Here is a 23,519-nt window from a genome sequence, read left to right as displayed (position 1 = left end):
ATCAATTTATATGTTGCTTATGTCAATATATAGGATTGAAGGCGCAACGCAATGACGGATTCCGCGCCGGCGATGTTCGAGGGCTACGCCGCATCGCTGCAAGGCAGCTTGGCCGCTCCTTTTATGCGATGATCGATAGCGGATAGAGGGAGTCCGCTTCGTTTAAAGCTGACCTAATCGACCCGGCCATGTTTGGCGAGATAGTCCAGCACCGCCTGGACTCGGCGCGGAAGCGTCTTGGCGCGCCCGACATAGAGCAGATGAAAATCCTCGAAAACCGGTTCTGCATGCGGATCGCAAAGCGCAACGGTTCCTGCCGCCAGTTCACGGGCGACGGTAAAGCGGCCCACGCGTGCGACACCGGCGCCGGCGGCAACAAGGGCCGCGATGGTCGCCCCGTCATTGACCTGCAGGCGCGGTGATCCCTGCCGCCATGTGATGTCGCGGCGGGTATAGGAAAAGCCGATCCGAAGCGATGATGGCAGATCATCGTTCCGGGATGGGGCCATGACCTCGACAATCTCGCTCTGCCCCAGATGGCGAGCCATGAGGTTCGAGCTGTCAAGCGGTCCGGCCCGTACCGCCAGATCGATCGGTTGACCGTAAAGATCGCTGACATTGTCGCCGATCACCAGATCGATGCGAATCTCGGGATAGGTTCGCAATAAGCCGCCAAGGATCGGCGCCAGAATATTGTTGGCATAGGCAGCACTGGTGGCGATCCGCACGCTGCCCGCAATCCGACCACAGCTTGCCTCGTGCTCTGCCGCGTCGAGCGCTTCGAGGATCGCCTGGCCTTGCCGCGCGAAACGTGCGCCTTCCTCGGTCACCTGAACCTTTCGGGTCGAGCGCTTCAGCAGCGTGACGCCCAGCCGTTGCTCAAGCCGGGCCATCATCTTGGAGACGGCCGATGGCGTCATTCCACGCATTCTTGCGGCGGCAGAAAAACTGCCCTCTGCGATGACGCTTAACAGGGTCTCGATTTCCGCAAGCCGGTTGGTGTCGCGCATTCGCCTTATCCATCTGTGAACAACAGGCACAATTGCTTGTAGTTTTCAGCGTCTGGTTTCTCAAGTCTGCTGTGCCGATCTTCCACCCGAACAAGTGGAGATATGCATCATGACAACGACCCTCGCCGCCGGACAGATCGGGACCGGGCGCAATGCCCGCTGGGCCCTTGCCGCGCTTGGCATCGGTGCTTTCGGGATTGGCCTGACCGAATTCGTGATCATGGGGTTGCTGGTCGAGGTGGCACAGTCGCTTTCGGTCAGCGTGCCGTCGGCGGGTCTGCTGATCAGCGGCTATGCGCTTGGCGTCACCTTTGGCGGCCCGCTGCTGACCCTTGCCACGGCGCGCCTGCCGCATCGCAACGTGATCCTTTCACTGATGGCGATCTTTATCCTTGCCAATATCCTGTGCGCCGTGGCCCCAAGCTATGGGCTGCTGATGCTGGGGCGCGTCATCAGCGGCTTTGCGCATGGCACCTTCTTTGGTGTCGGGACGGTCGTCGCGCAGAGTCTGGTCCCGCCCGAACGCAAGGCATCGGCCATTGCGCTGGTCTTTACCGGTCTGACCCTCGCGACGGTGCTGGGTCTGCCCTTCGGCACCGAACTGGGTCAGGCACTCGGCTGGCGCGCGACTTTCTGGAGCGTGAGCGGCATCGGCCTGCTGGCCCTTGTCGCCAGCGCATTGTCGCTGCCCGCCGGTACCCGCAGTGAAACACCGGCAAACTGGCGCAGCCTTGCACGGCTTCTGCGCGGTGCACCGTTATTGGCGCTTGCCACCACGACGCTTGGTTATGCCGGGGTGTTTCTGGTCTTTACCTATATCGCCCCGATCCTGACCGGGATCAGCGGGGTTTCTTCGGCGCATGTCTCGCGATACCTGCTGCTGTTCGGCGCGGGCATCGTGGTGGGCAACATCCTTGGCGGACGTCTGGCGGATCGCGGGTTGCGTCCGGCATTGGTGGGCACTCTGGCAGGGCTGGCGGCGGTGATACTGGCCATGCGTCTTGGCATGGGGAATCCGTTCGCCGCGGCGATCTCGCTTTTCCTGTTCGGAGTGGCGGCCTTTTCGACCCTCGCGCCGCTTCAGTCTTTCATGCTGAGCCGGTCCGAAGGCGCAAGCGCGGAACTGGCGTCGACCCTGAATATCTCGGCCTTCAACCTTGCCAATGCCATTGGTGCGGCCATCGGCGGCAGCGCGATTGCGGCGGGATGGGGGCTTGGAAGCCTGTTTCCGCTTGGCGCGGTCATGCCCGTCCTGGCCGTGCTGCTGACCCTAGCAACCTTCAGATCCCGGGAAAGATCATGAAACCGATCGCAACAACGATTACCGCGATGCTACTCACCCTGACCGCCGGAACCGTATCGGCCCAGCCGCGGGAATGGGTTCCGGCCTGGGCTGCGAGCCCGGAAGCGGTCTGGAATACCGAATTCGATTTTCCCACCGGCCTGCCCGACAGTATTGCGGGGAAAACCGTTCGCCAGCCCCTGACCCTTGCCTGGGGCGGTGACAGCCTGCGCATCACCCTGTCGAACAGTTACGGCACCAAACCCTTGCCGGTCGATGCCGTCATGGTGGCGCCCGGCGGTGAAGGCGCCATGCTGGAGGGGCGGGAACTGCCCGTTCTCTTCGGTGGCAAGCCCAAGGTGATCATACCGCCGGGAGCGCGGATCGTCTCTGACCCGGTGGCGCTGCCGGTCAGGGCGGGCCAGCGCCTTGCGGTTACCCTGCGCTATGGCAAGGACGCGGTCGCGCAGGATTTCCATTGGGACGCGCGCGAAACGGGTTTCGTGCTGGACGGGAATCGCATTGAAGAAGAGATCACCGCCCGCGTGACCCTTGCCAATGTGCTGACCGACCGTCCGGCCGAGATGGTCGTGGCCGCGATGGGGGATTCCATTACCGATGGCAATGGTGCGGCGATGAACGAGGATGTGCGCTGGCCGGATTTCCTGGCCCGGCGGCTTGTCCCGGAAGGCGTCGCGGTGATCAATGCCGGTATATCCGGTGGCCGGCTGCTTTCGGACGGGATGGGAGAAAGCATTCTGGCGCGGATCGACCGCGATGCTTTCGCCGTGCCGGGAATCGACGCTGTGGTGCTTCTGATTGGCACCAACGATATCGCCTGGCCCGGTTCGCCCTTTGCACCCGACGAAACCCCGATGACGCTTGAACGTCTTCAGGCAGGCATTGCCGCTGTTGCCGCGAAGAGCAAGGCGCAGGGTGTGCGTCTGATCGTGGGAACGGTCCCGCCATTTCGCGGCGCGCTGCCCGACACGCCGCTTGCAGCCACCTATTGGAGTGTCGGGAAAGATGCGCTTCGCCGTGAATTCAACGACTGGTTGCGGAAGACCGATCTGGTCGATGCGCTGGTCGATTTCGACGCCGTGTTGCGCGATCCGGATGATCCATCGCGGCTGAACCCTTCCTATGACAGTGGAGACCGGCTGCATCCGGGCGCGGCAGGGAATGAGGCAATGGCAGCCGCCATTTCGTTGGAACTTTTGAGGCGAGAGGAATAGCGGGCATTGCGCGGCGCAGCTTTGGATACGGTTCAGGAGGCGAAGCGGCGTGGCGATTTTGGTCCTGAGCATCCAAGGGGGCGGTAATGCCTTCAAGTTATTGAAAGGATAGTTTTTCTGTGGTGCCGCGGCAGGATTCCTGCTGTCGTTCACTGATGGGGCCCGGCCCAATCCATATTAATGACGCGGTAAGATCAGCCGGATGCATCGCGCCGCGTTACGGCGCGGAAGATTGCATGACGCACCGTTTCGCAGAAAGCGGCTACCGGCAGGGATGGCGTCTTGTTTAATGGCGTGACGATATGGATTGCCAGCGCAATCCGTGGCTGAAACGGGCGCAATACGAGATCTGGGCCGGGGTCGATGGAAAACGGATCCACGAAAGCAATCATTTCCTCTCGTACCGCCTGGATTGCAAGAAGCGCGGCGTTGATTTCCGCGCGGATGGTTGGGCGCAGCCCTTCACGGGTGAAGGATTCGCGGATTTGTGCGCTAAGCGGGGCCACGGCATCGAAAGAGATCAGCGGGTAATGCACCAGATCTGCCGGACCCAAAGCGCCGCGCTGCGCGAGCGGATGGGTCGCGGCCATAAGGCATTGCACATGAGTCTCGGCGACGAAAGTCTCCTGCAAACCGGGCAGACCGCTTGAGCCATGGACAAGTCCGACATCCACCCGATTCTGTGCCACCATCCCGCTTACCTCATGTGACATGGCCAGGCCAAAGCGCACATGAATCCCGGGATGACTGACGGAAAAATCACCTACTGCCCGCGCCACCGCACCCGCCGCCAGGGATGGAATAGCCAATATGCTGACGCTGCCTCGACGTGCGGTTTGCAGGGCCTCGATCTCGGTTCCGAAGGCGTTTACCTGATTCAGTAAACGTTCCGCCTCGTCACGGATTTGCCGGCCATTGGCGGTGAGATGCAGGCGATTGCGCCGCCGCTCGAACAGGCGAATCTGGATCATTTCCTCCAGCGAGGAAATCGCCTTGCTGACTGCCGGCTGCGTAATATTCAGGCGTTGAGCGGTTTTTGTCACTGTGCCCGACTCGCAGAGCGACAGAAAAATCTCGAGATGACGCAGGTTTGGATAAAGCATTCCAAAATGGTTATGATATCCGTGAATATCTTTCAATAGACAGCATGGCCTTTCCCGGGTTCGACTTTGGTCAAAACGAAGGAAGGCGATGAATGAACCTGATTTTCGAACATGATGAATATCGTCGGCGAGTCAGCCGTACCAAGGAAGCCATGCGTAAGGCAGGTTTCGACGTCCTGTTGGTTTCCAACCCTGCCAACCAGTTCTGGTTGACGGGATATGACGGCTGGTCATTTTATACTCCGCAGATGGTCGTGGTGGCGCTGGACGCAGAGGAGCCGTTCTGGTTCGGGCGCAAGATGGATGCCGTGGGTGCGAAGTTCACCGCCTATCTTTCGGAAGAAAATGTCGTCGCCTATCCCGACAAATATGTCGGCTCTGCGGATCTGCATCCGATGCAGTATTTGGTCGAGGTGATGAAAGAGCGCGGGCTTGAGAAAGGCCGCATCGCCGCCGAGCAGGATGATTATTACTATACCGCGAAATGGAACAGGATCCTGACCGAAGGGCTGGGCCAGGGCGAATTCGCCGACGGATTTCTGCTGGTCAATCGCTGCCGGATGGTGAAATCCCCGCAGGAGATCGAGTTCATGTCGCAGGCGGGCCAGATCGCTACCGCCGCGATGGATGCGGCGCGAAGGCTGGTGCGGCCCGGTGTGCGGCAATGCGAGGTGATGGCCGAGCTTTACCGTGTCACGACCGCCGGGACCGCGGAATTCGGCGGGACTTTCCCTTGTAAGCCCCCGAATGCCATGGTGGGCGAGATCGCGTCTGCCCCGCATCTGAGCTGGACCGACGCACCACTGGTCGAGGGTGAGATATTCTATATCGAAATGGGTGGAATCCGACACCGGTACCATTCGCCGTTATCGCGTTGCGTGATGGTGGGCGATCCCCGGCCCGAACTGGTCGAAACCGTAAAAATCATTCGCGAGGGGCTGGAGGCCGCTTTGGACAGCGTCCGCCCGGGCGTGGAACTGCAGGACGTATATGCAGCATGGGATAGGGTGGTAAAGCGGCATGGCATCGAGAAGGAAGGCCGGCTGGGCTATCCTGTAGGTATCGGATTTCCACCGACCTGGGGTGAACTGACCTGTTCGGTGCGCGCAGGCGACACTACGGTGATGGAAGAAAACATGACCTTCCATATTATTCCCGCGCTATGGCGTGACGAATATGGGCTGGTGGTGTCGGAAACCTTCGCCGTGACGTCCGAAGGCGCGCGCTGCTTCGCAAACAGCCCGCGGGAACTGCTGACCGCGGGCTAAGGCCGCAAAAGGAAGGACAGGCGATGAAAGATCTTCTCAAGGATACCCTCTATCCCGCCGCTATGCTGATGCTTCTGGTTGGCGCATGGCTTGCCGGGGTCTACCTGCTTCATCTGCCGCCTTACCTGCTGCCTTCTCCTCATGATGTGTTCGACCGGCTGACCGGCGATTTCGGTTATCTGATGTGGCACAGCGGAGTGACCACCTTTATCAGTCTGGCGGGGTTTTTCCTGTCGATTGTCATCGGCATTCCGCTGGCGATTGCGCTCGTTTCGTCGAAAATCCTGGATAGAACGCTGATGCCCTGGCTTGTGCTGTCGCAAACCTTTCCCAAGGTGGCGCTGGCTCCGCTTATCACCGTGTGGTTCGGCCTGGGCATGGGCCCGAAAATTGGCGTGACCTTTCTTGTGGCCTTCTTTCCTGTGCTGATCTCGTCGGTCGTTGGGCTGCGCTCTATCGAAAGCGAGATGATCGAATTGGCCGACAGCATGAAAGCGTCGCGATTACAGAAATTCTGGAAGTTCCGCCTGCCTATGGCCTTGCCCTCGATCTTCGCCGGCATCAAGGTTTCGGTGGCCTTTTCAATCGTCGGCGCGGTCATCGCGGAATGGGTCGGAGCGACGCAGGGCCTTGGCTATCTGCTGCTTCAGGCCAATGCGTCGCTGGATACCTCATTGCTCTTCGCCGTGCTGATCTGCCTGACCGTGATCGGGGTGGTGCTGTATTACAGCGTCGAATGGCTGGAGAAGATGATGATCCCCTGGCACGCCACCGTTCGCCTGAAGGACCGGCTGTGACCGGTTTGCCCAAAATCAAAACAAGAAAACCGACAGGAGAGATGAATATGAAACCGATACTGACACGTCGCTTTATGATGGGTGCCGCAATCGCATTTGGGCTACTGGGCGGCAATGCCGGCGCCTTGCAGGCGCAGGAAACGACGCCGATCAGCTTTCGGCTGGACTGGTCGATCTATGGCTCGCACGCACCGTTCTATCTTGCGCTGCAAGAGGGGTTTTATAAGGAAGCCGGGCTGGATGTGACCATTGGCGAAGGGCAGGGCTCCGCGACCGTTGTGCAGCTTATCGCGCAAGGAGCGGATCCCATTGGTTTCGTGGATTTCGGCACGATGGTTCAGGGAGTAGAGAAAGGCATGCCCGTCATCGCCGTGGCGCGGGTGTTGTCGAATGTGATGTGCGTCATTTCTCCGAAGGATGCGCCGATCAACTCTCCGACCGAACTGGCGGGCAAGGTGGTGGCCTACGGACCTGCGGAAAGCACCGGGCTTGTTTTTCCGGCATTGCTCGCAAGCGAAAATGTCGATCCCGACAGCATATCGGTCATCAATCCCGCGACTGCGGCGAAGAACACGCTTTTGCTTCAGGGCCGCGCAGATGCGATCCCCGCCAATTACAATGTGCAGGTCGCGCAGCTGGAGGCCGCGGGAATGCCGGTCCACTATTTCCCGATGTCGGATTATGGCATCGAGCAGATGAATAACGGTCTGGTCGCCAACACCGATTTCCTTGCCGATAACCCCGAAGCGGTGGCCGCCTTTGTGGCCGCGACCGCAAAAGGTTTCGAGATGGCGCAGGCCGACCCCGAGGCGGCAGTCGATGCGTTGATCGCCGCCCTGCCCGAGCAAGAGCGCAACCGCGATATTCTGTTGCACCAGTTGAAGCTGACCTTTCCCAGCCTGACGACAGAGGCCACCGAAGGCAAACCTTTCGGCTGGATGGAAGCCTCTGACTGGGAGGCGACACAGGATGTGATGTTCAATTATGTGGGGCTTCCGCGCGAGCTTCCGGTGGATACGTTCTATACAAACGAATTTGTCGGAGAAAGGTAATGAGTCAGTCCATCGCGCTTCGCGGCATCGGAAAGAGTTTCGAGAGTTTCCGGGCCCTTGAGGGGATTGATCTGAGTATTACCGAAGGCGAATTCGTTGCGATTGTCGGCAAGTCGGGTTGCGGAAAAAGCACGCTTCTGCGGATCATCGCCGGTCTGCTTGAACCAAGTGAAGGCAAGGCGGAAGTGGCGGGAAAACCCGTAACCGGTCCGTCTGACGGTATCGGCATCGCCTTTCAAACGCCGGTCCTGCTTCCATGGCGCACAGTGGAACAGAATATCCGCCTGCAACTGGAAATCCGCCACCTGCAACGCCCCGATATGGAAGAGGAACTGCGCAGGTTGATCGAACTGACAGGGTTGCAAGGATTCGAGCAGCGTCGCCCATACGAGCTTTCCGGCGGCATGCAGCAGCGCGTGGCCCTTTGCCGGGCGTTGATCCACAATCCCTCGCTTCTGCTGATGGATGAGCCCTTCGGCGCGTTGGACGCGATGACGCGTGAGCAATTGAATCTGGAGATCCAGCGTGTCTGGATGCAGACGGGCAAGACTATCGTTCTGGTCACGCATTCCATCATCGAGGCAGTATTCCTTGCCGACCGGGTGGTGGTAATGGACGCCCGGCCGGGTAGGATCACCGATATCGTGGATGTCGAAGTGGCCCGGCCGCGTTCATTCTCAAATTTGTCCGACCCCGCTTTTCAAAAAGCCTCGAACGATATCCGCATGCTGATGGATGCCGAGGGGATGACCGCATGAGTGGATCCGGACGCGTGATGGCCGGCGGTGCTAATCTTTACGGTTACCGGGTCGGTATTCTGATGATTGAAGGGCGTTTCCCTCGCCCTCCCGGTGCGATCGGCAATGCGCGAAGTTTCGATTTTCCCGTGCTGCACCGGGTGGTGCCCGGCGCATCGGGAGAGGTGACGGTGCGCATGGCGTCGCAATTGTCGGCGGGCAGCCAGCGTCTGGCCGGGCTGGCGGCACCCTGGATCGAGGGGGCGAAGGAACTGGAACGGCAAGGCTGCCTGGCCATAACCACGTCCTGCGGCTTTGCGATTCTTTATCAACAGATGTTGGCCGAGGCGGTTTCCATCCCGGTCTGGAGCTCGTCTTTGCTGTTGGCTCCCTTCATCCTGTCCGGCCTGCCGGCCTCTCGTCGTCTGGGCATCATCACCGCGGAAGCCTCTGCGCTTGGACCATCGCATTTCGCGCTGGCGGGCGTCGACCCGGCACGATGCGCCATGATCGGCATGGAAGGCTGTCCCGAATTTGCGGCCACCGCATGGCAGGACCGCACCACGCTTGACGTCGACCGACAGGAGGAAGAGGCGGTATCCGTAGCCCGCCGCCTGGCGGCGCAGACGCCCGATCTGGGGGCGATCCTGCTCGAATGCTCGCTGTTGCCACCCTATGCCGCGATGATCCAGAAGGCGGTGCCGGTTCCGGTTTTCGACTTTACCCATCTGGTGCGCCTTGCCCATGATACGGCACGCCGTCAGCCTTTCATCCCAGAGTAAGGAATTCCCATGGTCTGCTTCACTACCCGCCCCGAGATCCGCGGTAATTTCGGGGTGGTCACCTCCACCCACTGGATCGCCAGCGCCGTCGGAATGTCGATTCTGGAAAAGGGCGGCAACGCCTTCGATGCCGCGGTGGCGACCGGTTTCGTGCTGCAGGTGGTCGAGCCGCATCTGAACGGCCCGGCGGGCGACCTGCCGATCCTGCTTCGCCCGTCGGGCGGCACGCCGAGTGTAATCTGCGCTCAGGGAACTGCCCCGAAAGCGGCCAGCGCCGCGGCGATGCGCGCGCTTGGCATCGACCTCATTCCCGGCTCGGGCCTTTTGGCGACGGTGGTGCCCGGGGCCTTCGATGGCTGGATGCTTTTGCTGCGCGACCATGGCCGGCTGGAACTGGAGGATGTGCTTGCTCCTGCCATATGGTATCTGCGTGAGGGGCATCCCCTGTTGCCGGGCGTGGCATCGACCATCGAAGGGCTCGAGCCTTTTTTCAAGCAGCATTGGCCTTCGTCGGCCGAGGTCTGGATACCGGGCGGCAAGGTTCCTCAGCCGCTTCAGCCCTTCCGGAATCCGGCGCTGGCGGCGACATGGGAACGAATCCTGTCCGAAGCCACGGGCGAAAGCCGGGAGGCACGGATCGATGCCGCCCGTCAGGTCTGGCGCAATGGCTTCGTGGCCGACGCCATCGGTTCCTTTCTGAAAACCGCACGGGTCATGGATGTCACCGGGCAGCGTCAGTCCGCGTTGCTTACCCGCGATGATATCGCCAGCTGGCAGGCGCGGATGGAGCCCACGGTATCCATTGATTACCACGGTTGGAGCATTCACAAAACCGGTCCGTGGGGGCAGGGGCCGGTACTGCTCATGGCATTGCAGATCCTGCGTAACTTCGATCTGGCGAAACTGGATCCGCTGGGCGAAGAGTTCGTACATACCGTAACAGAGGCAATCAAACTCGCCTGGGCGGATCGGGAAGCTTATTTCGGCGATCCCGATTTCTTCGACATTCCATTGACGACGCTTTTATCCGAGGATTACGGTCGCGCACGCGCTGCGTTGATCGGGGAAGCGGCCTCGCTTGAACAACGTCCGGGACGTATCCCGGGCTATGAGTATCTGGCCGATGCCGCCATTGCACGCGCCATGCGCCAGTCCGGCATCGAAGATGATCCCGCGACCGGCGAGCCCACGATGGCCCATCTGACCGAAATGCGAGGCGATACCGTTCATATCGATGTGATCGACCGGTGGGGCAACATCGTTTCGGCGACGCCATCCGGGGGGTGGCTGCAGTCAAGTCCCGTGATTCCGGGACTGGGCTTCGCGTTGAATTCGCGTGCGCAGATGTTCTGGCTGGAGGATGGCCTGGCTTCTTCACTTCGCCCCGGGGCTCGTCCGCGCACGACTCTGACGCCCTCGCTGGCTTTCAATGAGGACGGACGGGCGCTTGCTTTCGGGACGCCGGGCGGTGATCAGCAGGACCAATGGCAGCTGATATGGTTTTTGCGCATGGTTCATCATGGCTACGATCTGCAAGCCGGGATAGATGCGCCGCTTTTTCATTCACAGCACTTTCAGGCGTCCTTCTTTCCAAGGGACGCCCATCCTGCCCGTCTTGTGATCGAGGAAAGTATCGGTGCCGGAACGATCGAAGGGCTGCGTCGGCGGGGCCACGGGGTAACGGTTGCCGAAGCCTGGAGCGTTGGACGCCTGACCGCCGCGCTGCGCCACTCCGATGGCACATTGCAAGCCGCTGCGACACCAAGGCTGATGCAGGCCTACGCGGTGGGGCGCTAAGGCGGGTCAGGTTTTGACCTCATGCGATGCCTGTTTGTTCCGGCGGTCATGCGCGGAGCCTGATAACTGCGGTCGTCAGTTCCGCTGCCCCAGATGATGTCCGGGCACGATCCGCCCTTGTCACCACGAAGCATGGATATTCTGCGCGGGCGCCATCATGTTGCGCCCGCTCTGCCGTCATGGCAAAGCAGGTGACAAAATTCCGCCGGGGTGCTCGGATGGCGCGTCGACAAGACGTCCCGAAATCACCATTCTCTTCAGAAAGAGGGGCATTATGCGTCTGATGGGCGAAATAGGTGGTCAGGGATGGCGCGGATGAACTGGCAGGGTCTGATGCGGATCGTTCCGGTCCTGCCCCTGCTTGTGGGCCTGTTGCTGGCTGCGGCCTCGCTGACGCCATCGCTGATTCCGTGCGGCACGTTCTTTCAGGGTGTGCTGGCCGGGGCGTCGATGGCGATGGGCCATATGCTGACGCAATTCGTTCTGGCGCTGTGGCGCTCGCTTGAAATTCCGGTGCTGCGCGGAAGATGGGCGGTCGCCGCGCATGTGCTGGTCGCGGTACCGGTGCTGGCCACGCTGTTCTTTTGTATCGCACATGCGCGGGGCTGGCAGAACGGTCTCCGCGAACGCATGGGGCTTCCCGAACTCGAGGTCGCCAATACGCTGCAGACAGCGGTCATCGCGCTGGCGGTTTTTCTGGTGCTGTATGTGATCGGCCTGCTGATTCAGGGATTGTTCAATCTGCTGCGCAGGCGGCTGGCCCGGCATATTCCGGTGCGCAGCGCGAATGTGCTGGGCTTGCTCCTATGTGCGATCCTTGTGCTGATCGTGACCCGCGACGGAATGGTGAATGCCGGGCTGCGCATGGCTGACAGTTCTTATGCCGCCGCGCAATATCTGACCCATCCCGAAACGCCCCCGCCGGCGGAGCCGTGGCAACCGGGATCGTCCAAATCGCTGATATCCTGGGATCTGATGGGCAGGCCGGGCCGGAATTTCGTGCTGAACGGGCCTTCGGCGCAGGCAATCGCCGCGTTCAACGGCCGCCCCGCGAAAGAGCCCTTGCGTATCTATGTCGGTCTGGCGCAGGACAGCGATCCGCAGGTCCGGGCCGGGCTTGCCTTGCAGGAAATGCAGCGCGTCGGGGCATTTGAACGCAAGGTGCTTGTGGTGTCCAGCCCAACCGGCACGGGCTGGATGGACCCGGCCAGCTATGACGCGCTGGAATATATGCATGACGGCGATGTCGCGACGGTGGCGGTGCAATATTCCTATCTGCAAAGCCCGCTTGCGCTCATCTTCGAGACCGATTCCGGCCTCGATCAGGCCGAGGCATTGATGCGGCTTGTCTATGAACATTGGGCGGCAATGCCGGATAACCGGCGGCCAAGGCTTTACATGCACGGTATTTCCCTGGGCTCCTGGTCGTCGATGCATGCTTTCAACGTCTTTCAGATGATGAACGAGCCGATCGATGGTGCGCTTTGGGCCGGGCCGCCTTTTCCCTCGACGCTATGGAATCAGGCGAATGCGGCGCGAGAGGCGGGCAGTCCGTTTGTGCTGCCGGCGGTCGATGACGGGCGGGTCATCCGCTATTCCAGCCAATATGCAAAACCCTTGCGCTCGGGCAGGGCCTGGGGGCGTATGCGGGTGCTGTTCATGCAATACGCCAGCGATCCGATTGTCTTCTACAGCCCCACAGCATTGTGGCGCGAACCTGTCTGGATGCGCGAGGCGAAAGCGCCGGATGTGTCGCCGGAACTGTCCTTTACGCCCATCGTGACGCAGCTTCAGCTGACGGTCGACCTGCTGCGCAGCACCTCGACTCCGCCCGGATATGGGCATAACTATCATGTTCGCGACTATATCGACGCCTGGTCCGCCGTGACCGAACCCGAAGGATGGGACGGGTCGGCGGCCGAGCGGCTCAAGGCGCATTGCGGGCATGGGGAGCTGGTGGGCTGCGAAAACGGTTCCTGACCGATGCGCCGGCGAGGGCTTAGTCCAGTCATATACGAGGCGTGTCCGGCGGGTGGCTGCTTCTGCCGGAAGAGACGGCCATATGGTGAATTGCACTGCTATTGCGAAAGGCGCCACGCCATGACGTAATCGCCAAGTTTCGTTCCGACCGAGCCGTGCCCGCCAGCCACCTGCACGACCATCTGCCGCCCCTCGCTATCAAGATAAGTCATCGGTGTTGCCTGCCCTCCTGCGGGCAACCGCGAGCGCCAGATCTCTGCTCCGGTCGTCAGATCGTAGGCACGCAGATAATTGTCGATCGTTGCCGCCATAAACACCACACCCGAACCGGTGATCACCGGCCCGCCGATGCCGGGCATCCCCAGTTTCAATTCCAGGGGAACAGGGGTCATGTCGCGGCTGGTGCCGTTCCGATGTCGCCACAGGATTTCTCCGCTGCGCAGATCGGCCCCGGCGACGAAGCCCCAGGGCGGCTGCTGGCAGGGAATGCCAAGCGGCGACAGAAAGGGACCCATCTGCACGGCATAATCCGCGCCCTCATTGGAATTGACGCCCTGTTCGCCGACATTCGTCCGGGTATCCGCGCTCAGGCTGTCCTTGGGGATCAATTTCGAGACGAAGGCCAGTTGCAGCGGCATGCCGAACATCACCTGTCTTCGCGGATCGACGGCAATGCCGCCCCAGTTGAAAGCCCCGAAATTACCTGGATAGACGATGCTGCCCTGCAAGGATGGCGGTGTATAGCGTCCCTCGTATCGCAATTTCCGGAAGGCGATCCGGCAAAGCATCTGGTCGATGGCCGTCGCGCCCCACATCCCTGCCTCGGTAAGCGGTTCGGGTTCAAAGGACAGGGCAGAGGCAGGTTGCGTCGCCGCGGTGAAGTCGTCCGGAATGGCGCCCTGAGGGGCGGGCCGTTCGGTCACGGGCAGAACCGCTTCGCCGGTTTCCCGGTTCAGGACGTAGACATCACCCTGTTTCGTCGGCACGACGAGCGCGGGCACGCGTCCATCAGGCAAATCAAGATCAACGAGGCTGGGTTGAGCAGGCGTGTCCATGTCCCAGAGATCATGATGCACGAATTGATGCACCCAACGCGGCTGACCGGTTTCCAGATCAAGTGCGGTGACCGAGGTGGCATAGGTTTCCTCGGCCTCGCTGCGGTATTTGCCAAGCTGATCCGGCGTGCGGTTGCCCATCGGCAGGTAAACCAGTCCAAGCTCGGGATCGGCGCTGGCGATGGACCAACTGTTGGGAGAGGAGGTGGAATATTTCTGATCGGGATCGTCTGGATCCAGCGGGGCGGTTTCGGTCGGATTGCCCGAATCCCAGTTCCAGAGCAGCTTTCCGTCGCCGACATCATATGCCCGGATCACGCCGGAAGGTGAATCTATGTCGTAATTGTCGTTTACCGCACCGCCGATAACAATGGTATTGCCCGCCACCACCGGAGGTGAGGTCGAATAGTAATAACCCGATTGCCGGAACGGCATGTTGTGCATCAGGTCCAGCGCGCCATTCTCTGCGAAATCCGCGCAGAGTTCTCCGGTTTCCGGGTCGAGCGCCAGCAGCCGCGCGTCCGATGTCGGCAGGAACAGCCTTTGCGAGCAGGTGTTCTGCTGCGGCGCAGAGGCTTCATTCTCGCCAGGCCAATAGCTGAGTCCCCGGCATGTCTGGTGCTGGCGGTTCAGATCGGTTTCGATATCGGGCTTATAGACCCATTTCTCTGCTCCGGTATCCGCGTCGAGGGCGACGGCCCAGTTATGCGGGGTGCAGAGATAAAGGGTATCGCCGATCTTGATTGGTGTCGCCTGATAGGTGAATTCACCAACGTCATCCTGCCCTTTGACATCGCCTGTGCGATAGGTCCATGCAGGTTGCAACTGGTCGACATTATTTGCCGTGATCTGCTCAAGCGGAGAGAAGCGCTGCCCATAATTGTTGCGGCCATAGGCCGTCCAGCTCTCGGGATCGTCATCGCCCGTTGCAGCGTCGGGATTGGCGTTCTCGGCCGGAAGCTGCCCGGCGATATCATGTGGATCGGGCAGAAGGGTCGTCCCAAGCAGCCCGAGCCCGGTGATGCCGGTAACGACGAACAGTCCGATCCATCCCGGACCAAAACGCCGCCCGCGCAGATGCAGGGGAAGGAGAAGAAGCAATGCGAAGACAAGGAACATTCCCATGCGCGCGGCAAGCGCCCACCAATCGGGACCAGCTTCCCACAGCGACCAGGCGGCAAGGACGATCAGGAACAGGGCATAGACGATCCGCGCCCGCGGATCGCGCAACCATATCAGCACCGATGTGACGATCAGGGCGATCCCGGCTCCGGAGTAGAACAGGCTGCCACCCAGTGTAACCAGATACAGCCCGCCAAGGACGAGGATAAGTCCGACAGCGAAAAGGACGAACGAGACCACGGCACGCATACGGAACCTCGAAAGCCGGTTGCTTCATGCGAGGTTACGACCAAAGCCACGTGGCTGCAACACGCTCATGCGGTTCTGGCACATATGCGACGGGGTGCTTTGTCGGGATTCGCGGATTGGTCGGCCACGCTGGCAGGGTTCGAACATATATCCGTCTTTTGCCCGCCGGCTGACGCCGTGTCTGGCGGTGAATACGAACCCGGACCGGCGTCACGCCGCCACTCCTGATCACAAGAAGGCATCCTCATCGGTAAAGCGAGCGGATTTCCTCGATACTCGGACGGCACGTCACTTGACGCTCCTGTTGGAATATGAAAGTTGAGATAAACAGTCAGCTATGTGGCCTTCTCCGATGATCAGATCAATCTCTCTTGCAACCCTTGGGGCTGTGGTGGTCATGGTCATCGCACCAGGATTTGCCGCGGCTCAGGACGGTGCGGACAGTTATCCCATAACCATCAAGCATGCCTTGGGCAGCACGGTCATCGAGGAAAAGCCGCAGCGTGTGGCGACCGTTGCCTGGGCCAATCACGAAGTGCCGCTGGCTCTGGGGGTCGTGCCCGTTGGTTTTGCCGCCGCCACCTTCGGCGACGACGATGGCGACGGGCTGCTGCCCTGGGTCAGCGAACGTCTGGAGGAATTGGATGCCGATATTCCGGTTCTGTTCAACGAAGGCGATGGCATCGATTTTGAGGCCGTCGCGGCGACAGAGCCTGACGTGATCCTGGCTGCCTATTCCGGGCTTAGCCAGTCGGATTACGACACTCTCAGCATGATTGCCCCGGTCGTCGCCTATCCGGACGGGCCGTGGTCCACCGATTGGCGTGACATGATCCGGCTGAACAGCGCGGGGCTTGGCATGGCGGCCGAAGGTGATCGGCTGATCGCCGAAATCGAGGCTGAAATAGAAGAAAGCGTCGCGAAACATCCCGAGATCAATGATAAGACGGCGATGTTTATCACCCATCTCGATCCGGGCAATCTCAGCACTGTCAGCTTCTATTCAGGCAATGACACGCGCGTGAAGTTTTTCGAGGATCTGGGCATGCATTCGCCCGAAAGCGTGATCGGGGCGACCAATCCGGGCCAATTCTCGGGTCAGGTAAGCGCCGAAGAGATCGACCGCTTCAGCGATGTGGACATTTTTGTCACCTATGGCGGGGAAGAGCTGCTGGCGCCGTTGCAGGCCGATCCCCTGACCTCGCATATGCCGGCGATTTCGCGCGGATCTGTCGTGATGCTGGGCATGAATCCGATCGGGACCGCCGCCAATCCGACACCGCTTTCGATTTCGTGGGTGCTTGATGATTATCTCGACCTGCTGGGCGACGCGGCACGCAAGGCGGAATGAGCGGGCCGCGAATGGGACAGGCGGCGCAATGGCGGCTTGGCCGGTCCAATTCGACGCGCGCCCTTGTGCTGGCCGCGACGGTACTGCTGCTTTTGGGGTTTTGCGCGATATCGGTGGCAGTCGGAACGCGCGATGTCGGCTGGGCCGAGATCATCGGCGGGTTGCAGGGACGGGCCGACACAATCGGTCAGGCTGCCGTGGCCGTCCGCATTCCGCGCACGGTCATGGCGGCGATCGCCGGGGCGGCGCTTGGGCTGGCCGGCGCGATCATGCAGGGAGTGACGCGCAACCCGCTTGCCGATCCCGGCATACTTGGCGTGAATATGGGTGCCTCGCTGGCGGTTGTTATCGGCATGGCCTGGTTCGGACTGGCCAGCGCCTCTGCCTATATATGGGCGGCGATCCTTGGCGCAGGGGCGACGGCGGCCTTTGTTTATGTCATCGGCTCGCTGGGAAGGGGGGGCGCGACGCCTCTGAAACTGGCATTGGCGGGTGCCGCGACCTCGGTCGCGTTTTCCAGCTTTACCATTGCCGTGGTGCTGCCGCGCAATGACATTGCGGGCAATGTGCGGTCCTGGACAATCGGCGGCGTCGGCGGATCGACATTCGCCGATATCCGGCTTGTCCTGCCTTTTCTGGTTCTGGGCTTCGTTCTTAGCCTGCTGTCGGCCCGCAAGCTGAATTCCCTGGCGCTTGGCGATGAACTGGCGGCGGGGCTGGGAGAGCGTGTGGCGATCGCCCGGGCCATGGCCGCGCTTGGCGCTATTCTTCTGTGCGGCGCGACCACGGCGGTCTGCGGTCCGATCGGTTTTGTCGGGCTTGTGGTGCCGCATCTCTGCCGCCTTCTGGCCGGGATTGATCACCGCTGGCTGCTGCCATTCTCGGCCATTGGCGGTGCATCGCTTCTGATCCTGGCCGATGTGATCGGCCGTATCATCGCGCGCCCGAACGAGCTTGACGTGGGCATCGTCACAGCCTTCGTCGGCGCTCCGTTCTTCATCTGGATCGTCCGCCGCCAGAGGGTGCGCGAGCTGTGAGCGCCTCTGTGCTTTCCCATTCCGTCGCCGCCGGCCGCCTTTTGCGCGCGCGTCGCCGCCGGAATATCATCCTGCTGCTGGTGCTGCTGCTGGCCTGCGGCTTCGCATTGACGCTGATGCTGGGTCAGTCATTCACGCCGCCGGGCGATGTTCTGCGGGTGCTGCTGGGCCAAGAGGTGCAGGGCGCCAGTTTCACGATCGGACAATTGCGCCTGCCGCGTGCGGTCATGTCGATCCTCGTGGGCATCAGCTTTGGGCTGGGCGGCGTCGCTTTCCAGATCATGCTGCGTAATCCGCTTGCCAGCCCCGACATCATCGGTGTCAGTTCCGGCGCGAGCGCCGCCGCCGTCTTCGGCATCGTGGTGCTGTCGCTGGACGGGCTGGCGGTGTCGGTCTTCGCGGTGCTGGCCGGGCTTGCTGTCGCCATTCTGGTTTATGGGCTTTCCTTCAAGAACGGCGTTGCGGGAACGCGGCTGATTCTGGTGGGTATCGGTATCTCGGCCATGACCGACAGTTTCATTGCCTATATCCTGTCACGAGCGGCATCATGGGATTTGCAAGAGGCGATGCGCTGGCTGACCGGCAGCCTCAACGGCGTGCAATTGTCGCAGGCTCTGCCCCTGCTTGTCTCTCTTATGCTGTTCGGGGGCGTGCTGCTGTCCCGTGGCCGCGACCTTGACGCTTTGCGGATGGGGGATGATACCGCCGCGGCTTTGGGCATACGGGTCGGGGTGACCCGTATCCTGGTGATCGTTACTGCCGTGGGCATGATCGCCGTTGCGACGGCGGCGGCCGGACCCATCGCTTTCGTGGCCTTTCTGTCGGGGCCGCTTGCCGCGCGGATGGTCGGGCCGAACGGTTCGATTCTTCTGCCTGCGGCTCTGGTCGGGGCGGCGCTGGTGCTGATCGGCGATTATATCGGGCAATTTGCATTGCCCTCCCGCTATCCGGTGGGCGTGGTCACCGGTGCCCTTGGCGCCCCCTATCTTATCTATCTGATCGTGCGCGTGAATCGCGCCGGAGGTTCGCTATGACCCGGTCTCACAGCCTTGTCGCCGAAAGACTTTCGGCCGGATATGCCGACAATACCGTCCTGAACGATCTGGATCTGACGATCCAGCCGGAACGGATCACCGCAATCGTGGGCGCCAATGGCTGCGGCAAGTCCACCCTGCTTCGGTGTATGTCACGGCTGATAGCGCCGAGTCGCGGTCAGGTGCTGCTGGACGGCAAGTCGGTTCATCATCACCCGACACGGGAACTGGCCCGGACCCTTGGGCTTTTGCCGCAATCCCCTATTGCGCCCGAGGGCATTACCGTCGCCGATCTGGTCAGCCGCGGGCGCCATCCGCATCACGGGCTGATATCGCGCTGGAGCAAGGCCGACGATGCCGCGATTGCCGCCGCACTCGACGCGACCCATACCGGCGAGCTTGCGGACCGCGTGGTGGATGAATTGTCAGGGGGGCAGCGCCAGCGGGTCTGGATCGCCATGGCGCTGGCGCAGGAAACGGATCTTCTGCTGCTGGACGAACCGACGACCTTTCTGGATGTCAGCCATCAGATCGACGTTCTGGATCTGCTGACCGATCTCAACCGCGCGCGTGGCATGACCATCGTCATGGTATTGCACGATCTGAACCTTGCCGCGCGCTATGCGGATCGGCTGATCGCTATGGCGGCGGGCCGGCTGCACGCGCAAGGCAGCCCCGAAGAGGTGCTGACCGAGGCGAATCTGGAAACGGTTTTCGGCTTGAAAAGCCGTGTCATCCCGGATCCGGTCTCGGGGCGTCCGATGATGCTGCCCATCGGCCGTCACCGGGCTACCTGAGGCGCACAACCCTCGGGGTTCTGTTGCCGAAAATCCTCGCGCGTTAGGGGTATCGTCCGTCCGGACCAAATCTTCTTGTTCCTCACGCCCGGCTGGCTTAGAAACCAGTCATAAATCCAAGCAAAAAACTAAGGTAATAGGCTATGCCGGTCGCTATCCCTTGTCAGACGCTTCTCTGCCTGTCACGTCGCTGCCTGACCGCGGCCCTTCTTGGCTGCACCGCACTGATCGCGACGCCCACATGGGCGCAGGACACGGGAGCCGGGACCGAAGACGCCCCCTATCGCCTGTCACCGATCCTGATCTATGCCGAGGGCGAGGCCGATGACGACGAGAATTCGGTCGTCGCCAGCGAATTGTGGGTCGGCGGCAAGGTCGCGACCAGCATTCTTGACACGCCGGCCTCCGTCTCGGTCATTACCACCAAGGAGATCAAGGATCGCAATGCCAATACCGTCGAGGAGGTGCTGGAATATAGCGCGGGCGTGCATACCGATTATTACGGCTCGGATGACCGCAATGACTATTACCTCGTCCGGGGCTTTCAGGCGACGACCTATCGCGACGGCATGACACTGGGATCGATGCGCGGCGTGCGCGAGGAACCCCTCGCCTATGAGCGGGTCGAGGTCATCAAGGGCGCCAACTCAACCCTTTTCGGAACCTCGGATCCGGGCGGTTCGGTCAATTTCGTGACCAAGCAGCCGCGTTTCGAGCGTTTCTCGGAAATTTACGCCACCGGCGGTTCGAACGGTCATGCGGAATATGGCTTTGATTTCGGCGACACGCTGGATTCGCAGCAGACCCTTGCCTATCGCTTCACCGGCAAGCTGCAGGAAAGCGAGCTGGAATACGACTATTCGCAGGATGACGAGACCTTCCTGATGGGCGGCCTGACATGGGAGCCTTCGGGTGCGACGACGCTGACAATCGTGGCCGATTATCTGGACCGCGAAGGCACCCCGAACAGCGGTGGTTATCCGCTGGACCGCGAATATGACCGAAGCGATTTCTTCGGCGAACCCGATTTCAATTATCACGATGTCGAACGCAGCAGCGTGACCGGCATGCTGAAACATGATTTCGGCGGCGGCCTGAGCCTTAGCGCCAACTTGCGCTACAGCGATCTGACGGATAATTTCGGTTATATCTACCTGTCGGATAACGCCGACCGCGTCGGGACCGAGGTCCAGCGCTGGTATTTCGGTTCCGAAGAAAGCGCCGAAGAGCTGATCGGCAATGCCATGCTGCAATATGACAAAAGCTTCGCCAGCTTTGACAGCAGCACGCTGGTCGGGGTCGAGTTTCGCGATGCGACCACCAGCAGCACGTCTTATTCGGGCCTGACAGCGCCGATCGACATAGCGAACCCGATCTATAGCGGTGGGCCGGGCGAACTTGTCGCCTATCAGTCGACCACGACCGATTATCAAACCCAGTCGCTGTTCCTGCAACAGAACCTGTCCTTCAATGATCGCTTTATCGCGACGGCCGGTATTCGTCATGACTGGCTGGACCTGAAAAGCAGCGACTCTCTTTCCGGGAGCAGTGAAAGCGACGATTTCTCGGAAACCTCTGTACGAGGCGCGTTGACCTATAAGATCACGCCCGAGATCTCGACCTATGTCAGCTATGTCGAATCCGTGGCCCCGCCCGCGATAGGCGTCGAACCCGAACGTGGCGAACAATACGAGCTTGGCGCCAAATATCAGCCGCAGGGCATGAATGCGCTGTTTTCGGCCGCGATCTACGATCTGACCAAGGATAATGTCACTATCGCCGTGGTCGAAGACGATGGCTCGATCACCCGCGAAGTGATCGGCGAGGCACGGGTTCGCGGCCTCGACCTTGAAGCCAAGGCCGAGATCAATGAAAATATCAGCATCATCGGTGCCTATTCCTACATGGATACCGAGGTCGTCCGTGGCAGTACACGCAGCGGCGGAGATATCTCGGGCAATGAATTCACAACGGCGCCGAACCACATCGCCTCGCTTTGGGTGAATTACACGCTGCCCGGCAGCGGATCGCGCGGCGACATGACCTTTGGTCTGGGCGCGCGCTATATCGGATCGTATTTCTTCAACGCCACCAATGACAGCGGCAAAAGCGAAGCGGCCACCATTCTTGATGCGGCCTTCAGCTATCAGGTGCGGGAAGATACCGATCTGGCGATCAATATCAGTAATCTTCTGGACGAACAGCATGTCGTCGGCTCGGCCACTACGGATTACTATAACCCGGGCCGCAACGTCGCGGTCACGCTGCGCCACCGCTTCTGAGGTCACGTGCCATCCGCGCGGCGCATGACTGATCACGCCGGCACAGCGTAAGGGGCGGGTATGCCTTGCGCCTCCGGGCTGGTCGGGGGAGATTGACCGCTTGGGTGCGGTTCCTCTGAGCCGCAAGCAGGAGGGTACGACATGAGCATGACTTTTCCCGGCCTCGGGGCCGTTTTCGATCATATCGAGGCGCAACGCGAGGCGCATCTGGCCCGGCTTCTGGAATATGTTCGCCACCCCAGCATCAGTGCCCAGAACAAGGGAATCGCCGAGGTCGCCCGGATGCTGGTCGGGATGCTGACCGATCTGGGCATGGAGGTCGAAGCCGTGAAGACCAGGGGTCACCCGATGGTGCTTGGCCGACATGGTGACGATCCGGCGAAACCGACCTTGCTGCTTTACGGGCATTACGATGTGCAGCCCCCCGAGCCCCTTGAGCTGTGGCACAGCCCGCCATTCGAGCCGACGATCCGGGACGGGCGTATCTATGCGCGGGGCGTGGGCGACAACAAGGGTCAGCATCTGGCACAGATTCTGGCGATCGAGGCACATCTGGCGGTTCATGGTGAACTGCCTTGCAATCTGATTTTCCTGCTTGAAGGCGAAGAGGAAGTCGGCAGCCCGCATATTGCCGAATTCGTACAGGCGCATGCCGATCGCCTGAAGGCCGATCTGGTGGTGACGGCGGACGGGCCGCTTCATGATTCCGGTTTGCCGATCATCACCTTCGGGGTGCGGGGCATGGTGTCTTTCGACCTTATCGCCAGAACCGCCGACCGCGACGCGCATTCGGGCAATTACGGCGGGGTCATGCCGAATGCGATCTGGAAACTCGTCCATCTGCTTGCGACAATGAAGACGCCGGAAGGGCTGATCACCATCGAGGGTCTGCATGACCCGATCATTCCACCGACCGAACAAGAGCGGCAAGCGGCAGCGATACTGCCGCTGGATCTGCCGGCATATATGGCGGAACTGGGTCTGAAGGAACTCGACGAACCGAAGAACCGCCCCTTCTATGACCGTCTGATGTTTCACCCGACCCTGACCATCAACGGCTTGCATGGCGGTTATGGCGGCGAGGGCTCGAAGTCGGTCCTGCCCTGCGAGGCGATCGCCAAATGCGACATTCGCCTTGTCGACGCCATGACGCCGGCGCAGGTGCTGGAAAAGGTCTCGGCCCATGTCGCGCGTCATGCGCCCGATGTGGAGGTTGTGCCGCGTGGCGGTATGCTGCCTTCGCGTACGGCCATGGATTCGGAATATGCCCGGGCGCTTCGCGAGGCGGTGGTTGCGGCAAGGGGCGTTGAACCGCTGCTTTTCCCTTGCGTGGGGGGCAGTTTGCCGGATTACGTGTTCACCAGGATTCTCGGCATTCCCGCCTTCGTGCTGCCCTATGCCAATGCGGATGAAGCCAATCACGCCCCGAACGAAAATCTCAGGATCGAATGTTTCCACGATGGCATCCGCACCGGCGCGGCACTGCTTTCCTCCGTTGGAAACCGCTGCGCCAAGGTCTGAACGGCGGATCAATTCGTCTGGCGCGGCA

Annotated in this window: 18 protein-coding genes; 15 read left to right on the top strand and 3 right to left on the bottom strand. The window is 60.9% G+C overall.

Annotated features, from left to right (window positions below):
- Positions 1-173: 173 nt before the first annotated feature.
- Positions 174-1,010, bottom strand: a complete 837-nt coding sequence (locus Q0601_RS07130; protein ID WP_305288617.1) for a LysR family transcriptional regulator — start codon at positions 1,008-1,010, stop codon at positions 174-176.
- Between the two features lie 109 nt (positions 1,011-1,119).
- Between Q0601_RS07130 and Q0601_RS07125 the strand changes: the two genes are divergently transcribed.
- Together Q0601_RS07125 and Q0601_RS07120 are read left to right on the top strand one after the other, a co-directional pair.
- Positions 1,120-2,313: an MFS transporter gene (locus Q0601_RS07125; RefSeq protein WP_305288615.1), complete on the top strand. Its 1,194-nt coding sequence runs from the start codon at positions 1,120-1,122 to the stop codon at positions 2,311-2,313.
- Positions 2,310-3,527, top strand: coding sequence for an SGNH/GDSL hydrolase family protein (locus Q0601_RS07120; RefSeq protein WP_305288613.1), 1,218 nt, complete (start codon positions 2,310-2,312; stop codon positions 3,525-3,527). The genes Q0601_RS07125 and Q0601_RS07120 overlap by 4 nt, the downstream gene beginning before the upstream one ends.
- Positions 3,528-3,721: 194 nt before the next feature.
- Here Q0601_RS07120 and Q0601_RS07115 read toward each other — a convergent pair whose 3' ends face one another.
- Complete coding sequence (locus tag Q0601_RS07115) at positions 3,722-4,630, bottom strand: LysR family transcriptional regulator (protein ID WP_305288612.1); 909 nt, start codon at positions 4,628-4,630, stop codon at positions 3,722-3,724.
- 92 nt (positions 4,631-4,722) lie between these two features.
- Between Q0601_RS07115 and Q0601_RS07110 the strand changes: the two genes are divergently transcribed.
- From Q0601_RS07110 to Q0601_RS07080, 7 genes are all read left to right on the top strand, one after another.
- Positions 4,723-5,898 carry a M24 family metallopeptidase gene (locus Q0601_RS07110; protein WP_305288611.1) on the top strand — a complete coding sequence of 392 codons (1,176 nt, stop codon included), beginning with the start codon at positions 4,723-4,725 and terminating at the stop codon, positions 5,896-5,898.
- Between the two features lie 23 nt (positions 5,899-5,921).
- Positions 5,922-6,695 carry an ABC transporter permease gene (locus Q0601_RS07105; RefSeq protein WP_305288610.1) on the top strand — a complete coding sequence of 258 codons (774 nt, stop codon included), beginning with the start codon at positions 5,922-5,924 and terminating at the stop codon, positions 6,693-6,695.
- Positions 6,696-6,742: 47 nt separating this feature from the next.
- Complete coding sequence (locus tag Q0601_RS07100; protein WP_305288609.1) at positions 6,743-7,747, top strand: ABC transporter substrate-binding protein; 1,005 nt, start codon at positions 6,743-6,745, stop codon at positions 7,745-7,747.
- A complete protein-coding gene (locus Q0601_RS07095; protein WP_305288608.1) occupies positions 7,747-8,505 on the top strand; it encodes an ABC transporter ATP-binding protein in 759 nt (252 codons plus the stop codon). Before Q0601_RS07100 ends, Q0601_RS07095 begins: the two co-directional genes overlap by 1 nt.
- Positions 8,502-9,266 (top strand): aspartate/glutamate racemase family protein, encoded by a 765-nt coding sequence (locus Q0601_RS07090; RefSeq protein WP_305288607.1) that lies wholly within the window; start codon positions 8,502-8,504, stop codon positions 9,264-9,266. The genes Q0601_RS07095 and Q0601_RS07090 overlap by 4 nt, the downstream gene beginning before the upstream one ends.
- A gap of 9 nt (positions 9,267-9,275) precedes the next feature.
- Positions 9,276-11,063, top strand: coding sequence for a gamma-glutamyltransferase family protein (locus tag Q0601_RS07085; protein WP_305288606.1), 1,788 nt, complete (start codon positions 9,276-9,278; stop codon positions 11,061-11,063).
- Positions 11,064-11,378: 315 nt separating this feature from the next.
- Positions 11,379-13,043, top strand: a complete 1,665-nt coding sequence (locus Q0601_RS07080; RefSeq protein ID WP_305288605.1) for an alpha/beta hydrolase — start codon at positions 11,379-11,381, stop codon at positions 13,041-13,043.
- A gap of 98 nt (positions 13,044-13,141) precedes the next feature.
- Here Q0601_RS07080 and Q0601_RS07075 read toward each other — a convergent pair whose 3' ends face one another.
- Entirely contained in the window at positions 13,142-15,469 is a 2,328-nt protein-coding gene (locus tag Q0601_RS07075) for a membrane-bound PQQ-dependent dehydrogenase, glucose/quinate/shikimate family (RefSeq protein WP_305288604.1), read from the bottom strand.
- Between the two features lie 352 nt (positions 15,470-15,821).
- Here Q0601_RS07075 and Q0601_RS07070 point away from each other — a divergent pair, with 352 nt between their 5' ends.
- The 6 genes from Q0601_RS07070 (at position 15,822) to Q0601_RS07045 (ending at position 23,491) form a co-directional block, all read left to right on the top strand.
- Positions 15,822-16,820 carry an iron-siderophore ABC transporter substrate-binding protein gene (locus Q0601_RS07070; RefSeq protein ID WP_305288602.1) on the top strand — a complete coding sequence of 333 codons (999 nt, stop codon included), beginning with the start codon at positions 15,822-15,824 and terminating at the stop codon, positions 16,818-16,820.
- Positions 16,817-17,857: a FecCD family ABC transporter permease gene (locus Q0601_RS07065; RefSeq protein ID WP_305288600.1), complete on the top strand. Its 1,041-nt coding sequence runs from the start codon at positions 16,817-16,819 to the stop codon at positions 17,855-17,857. The genes Q0601_RS07070 and Q0601_RS07065 overlap by 4 nt, the downstream gene beginning before the upstream one ends.
- On the top strand, positions 17,854-18,891 hold the full coding sequence (locus Q0601_RS07060) for a FecCD family ABC transporter permease (RefSeq protein ID WP_305288599.1): 1,038 nt from the start codon (positions 17,854-17,856) through the stop codon (positions 18,889-18,891). The genes Q0601_RS07065 and Q0601_RS07060 overlap by 4 nt, the downstream gene beginning before the upstream one ends.
- Positions 18,888-19,688, top strand: coding sequence for an ABC transporter ATP-binding protein (locus tag Q0601_RS07055; protein ID WP_305288597.1), 801 nt, complete (start codon positions 18,888-18,890; stop codon positions 19,686-19,688). Before Q0601_RS07060 ends, Q0601_RS07055 begins: the two co-directional genes overlap by 4 nt.
- Positions 19,689-19,831: 143 nt before the next feature.
- Positions 19,832-21,970 (top strand): TonB-dependent siderophore receptor, encoded by a 2,139-nt coding sequence (locus Q0601_RS07050; protein WP_305288594.1) that lies wholly within the window; start codon positions 19,832-19,834, stop codon positions 21,968-21,970.
- 141 nt (positions 21,971-22,111) lie between these two features.
- The gene (locus Q0601_RS07045) at positions 22,112-23,491 is read left to right on the top strand and encodes a M20/M25/M40 family metallo-hydrolase (protein WP_305288592.1); all 1,380 of its coding nucleotides are present in this window, start codon (positions 22,112-22,114) and stop codon (positions 23,489-23,491) included.
- Positions 23,492-23,519: the final 28 nt, after the last annotated feature.

Source organism: Paracoccus wurundjeri (assembly GCF_030678915.1).
GTDB classification, from domain to species: domain Bacteria; phylum Pseudomonadota; class Alphaproteobacteria; order Rhodobacterales; family Rhodobacteraceae; genus Paracoccus; species Paracoccus onubensis_A.
Note: the sequence above shows the minus strand (reverse complement) of the source record. Positions and strands in the feature narration are given on the sequence as shown.

Coding starts and splice junctions, on each gene's coding strand:
- Q0601_RS07100 (WP_305288609.1), top strand. CDS start 6,743: ATGAAACCGATACTGACACGTCGCTTTATGATGGGTGCCGCAATCGCA.
- Q0601_RS07130 (WP_305288617.1), bottom strand. CDS start 1,010: ATGCGCGACACCAACCGGCTTGCGGAAATCGAGACCCTGTTAAGCGTC.
- Q0601_RS07110 (WP_305288611.1), top strand. CDS start 4,723: ATGAACCTGATTTTCGAACATGATGAATATCGTCGGCGAGTCAGCCGT.
- Q0601_RS07050 (WP_305288594.1), top strand. CDS start 19,832: ATGCCGGTCGCTATCCCTTGTCAGACGCTTCTCTGCCTGTCACGTCGC.
- Q0601_RS07090 (WP_305288607.1), top strand. CDS start 8,502: ATGAGTGGATCCGGACGCGTGATGGCCGGCGGTGCTAATCTTTACGGT.
- Q0601_RS07105 (WP_305288610.1), top strand. CDS start 5,922: ATGAAAGATCTTCTCAAGGATACCCTCTATCCCGCCGCTATGCTGATG.
- Q0601_RS07045 (WP_305288592.1), top strand. CDS start 22,112: ATGAGCATGACTTTTCCCGGCCTCGGGGCCGTTTTCGATCATATCGAG.
- Q0601_RS07115 (WP_305288612.1), bottom strand. CDS start 4,630: ATGCTTTATCCAAACCTGCGTCATCTCGAGATTTTTCTGTCGCTCTGC.
- Q0601_RS07075 (WP_305288604.1), bottom strand. CDS start 15,469: ATGCGTGCCGTGGTCTCGTTCGTCCTTTTCGCTGTCGGACTTATCCTC.
- Q0601_RS07125 (WP_305288615.1), top strand. CDS start 1,120: ATGACAACGACCCTCGCCGCCGGACAGATCGGGACCGGGCGCAATGCC.
- Q0601_RS07065 (WP_305288600.1), top strand. CDS start 16,817: ATGAGCGGGCCGCGAATGGGACAGGCGGCGCAATGGCGGCTTGGCCGG.
- Q0601_RS07055 (WP_305288597.1), top strand. CDS start 18,888: ATGACCCGGTCTCACAGCCTTGTCGCCGAAAGACTTTCGGCCGGATAT.
- Q0601_RS07085 (WP_305288606.1), top strand. CDS start 9,276: ATGGTCTGCTTCACTACCCGCCCCGAGATCCGCGGTAATTTCGGGGTG.
- Q0601_RS07080 (WP_305288605.1), top strand. CDS start 11,379: ATGAACTGGCAGGGTCTGATGCGGATCGTTCCGGTCCTGCCCCTGCTT.
- Q0601_RS07120 (WP_305288613.1), top strand. CDS start 2,310: ATGAAACCGATCGCAACAACGATTACCGCGATGCTACTCACCCTGACC.
- Q0601_RS07095 (WP_305288608.1), top strand. CDS start 7,747: ATGAGTCAGTCCATCGCGCTTCGCGGCATCGGAAAGAGTTTCGAGAGT.
- Q0601_RS07070 (WP_305288602.1), top strand. CDS start 15,822: ATGATCAGATCAATCTCTCTTGCAACCCTTGGGGCTGTGGTGGTCATG.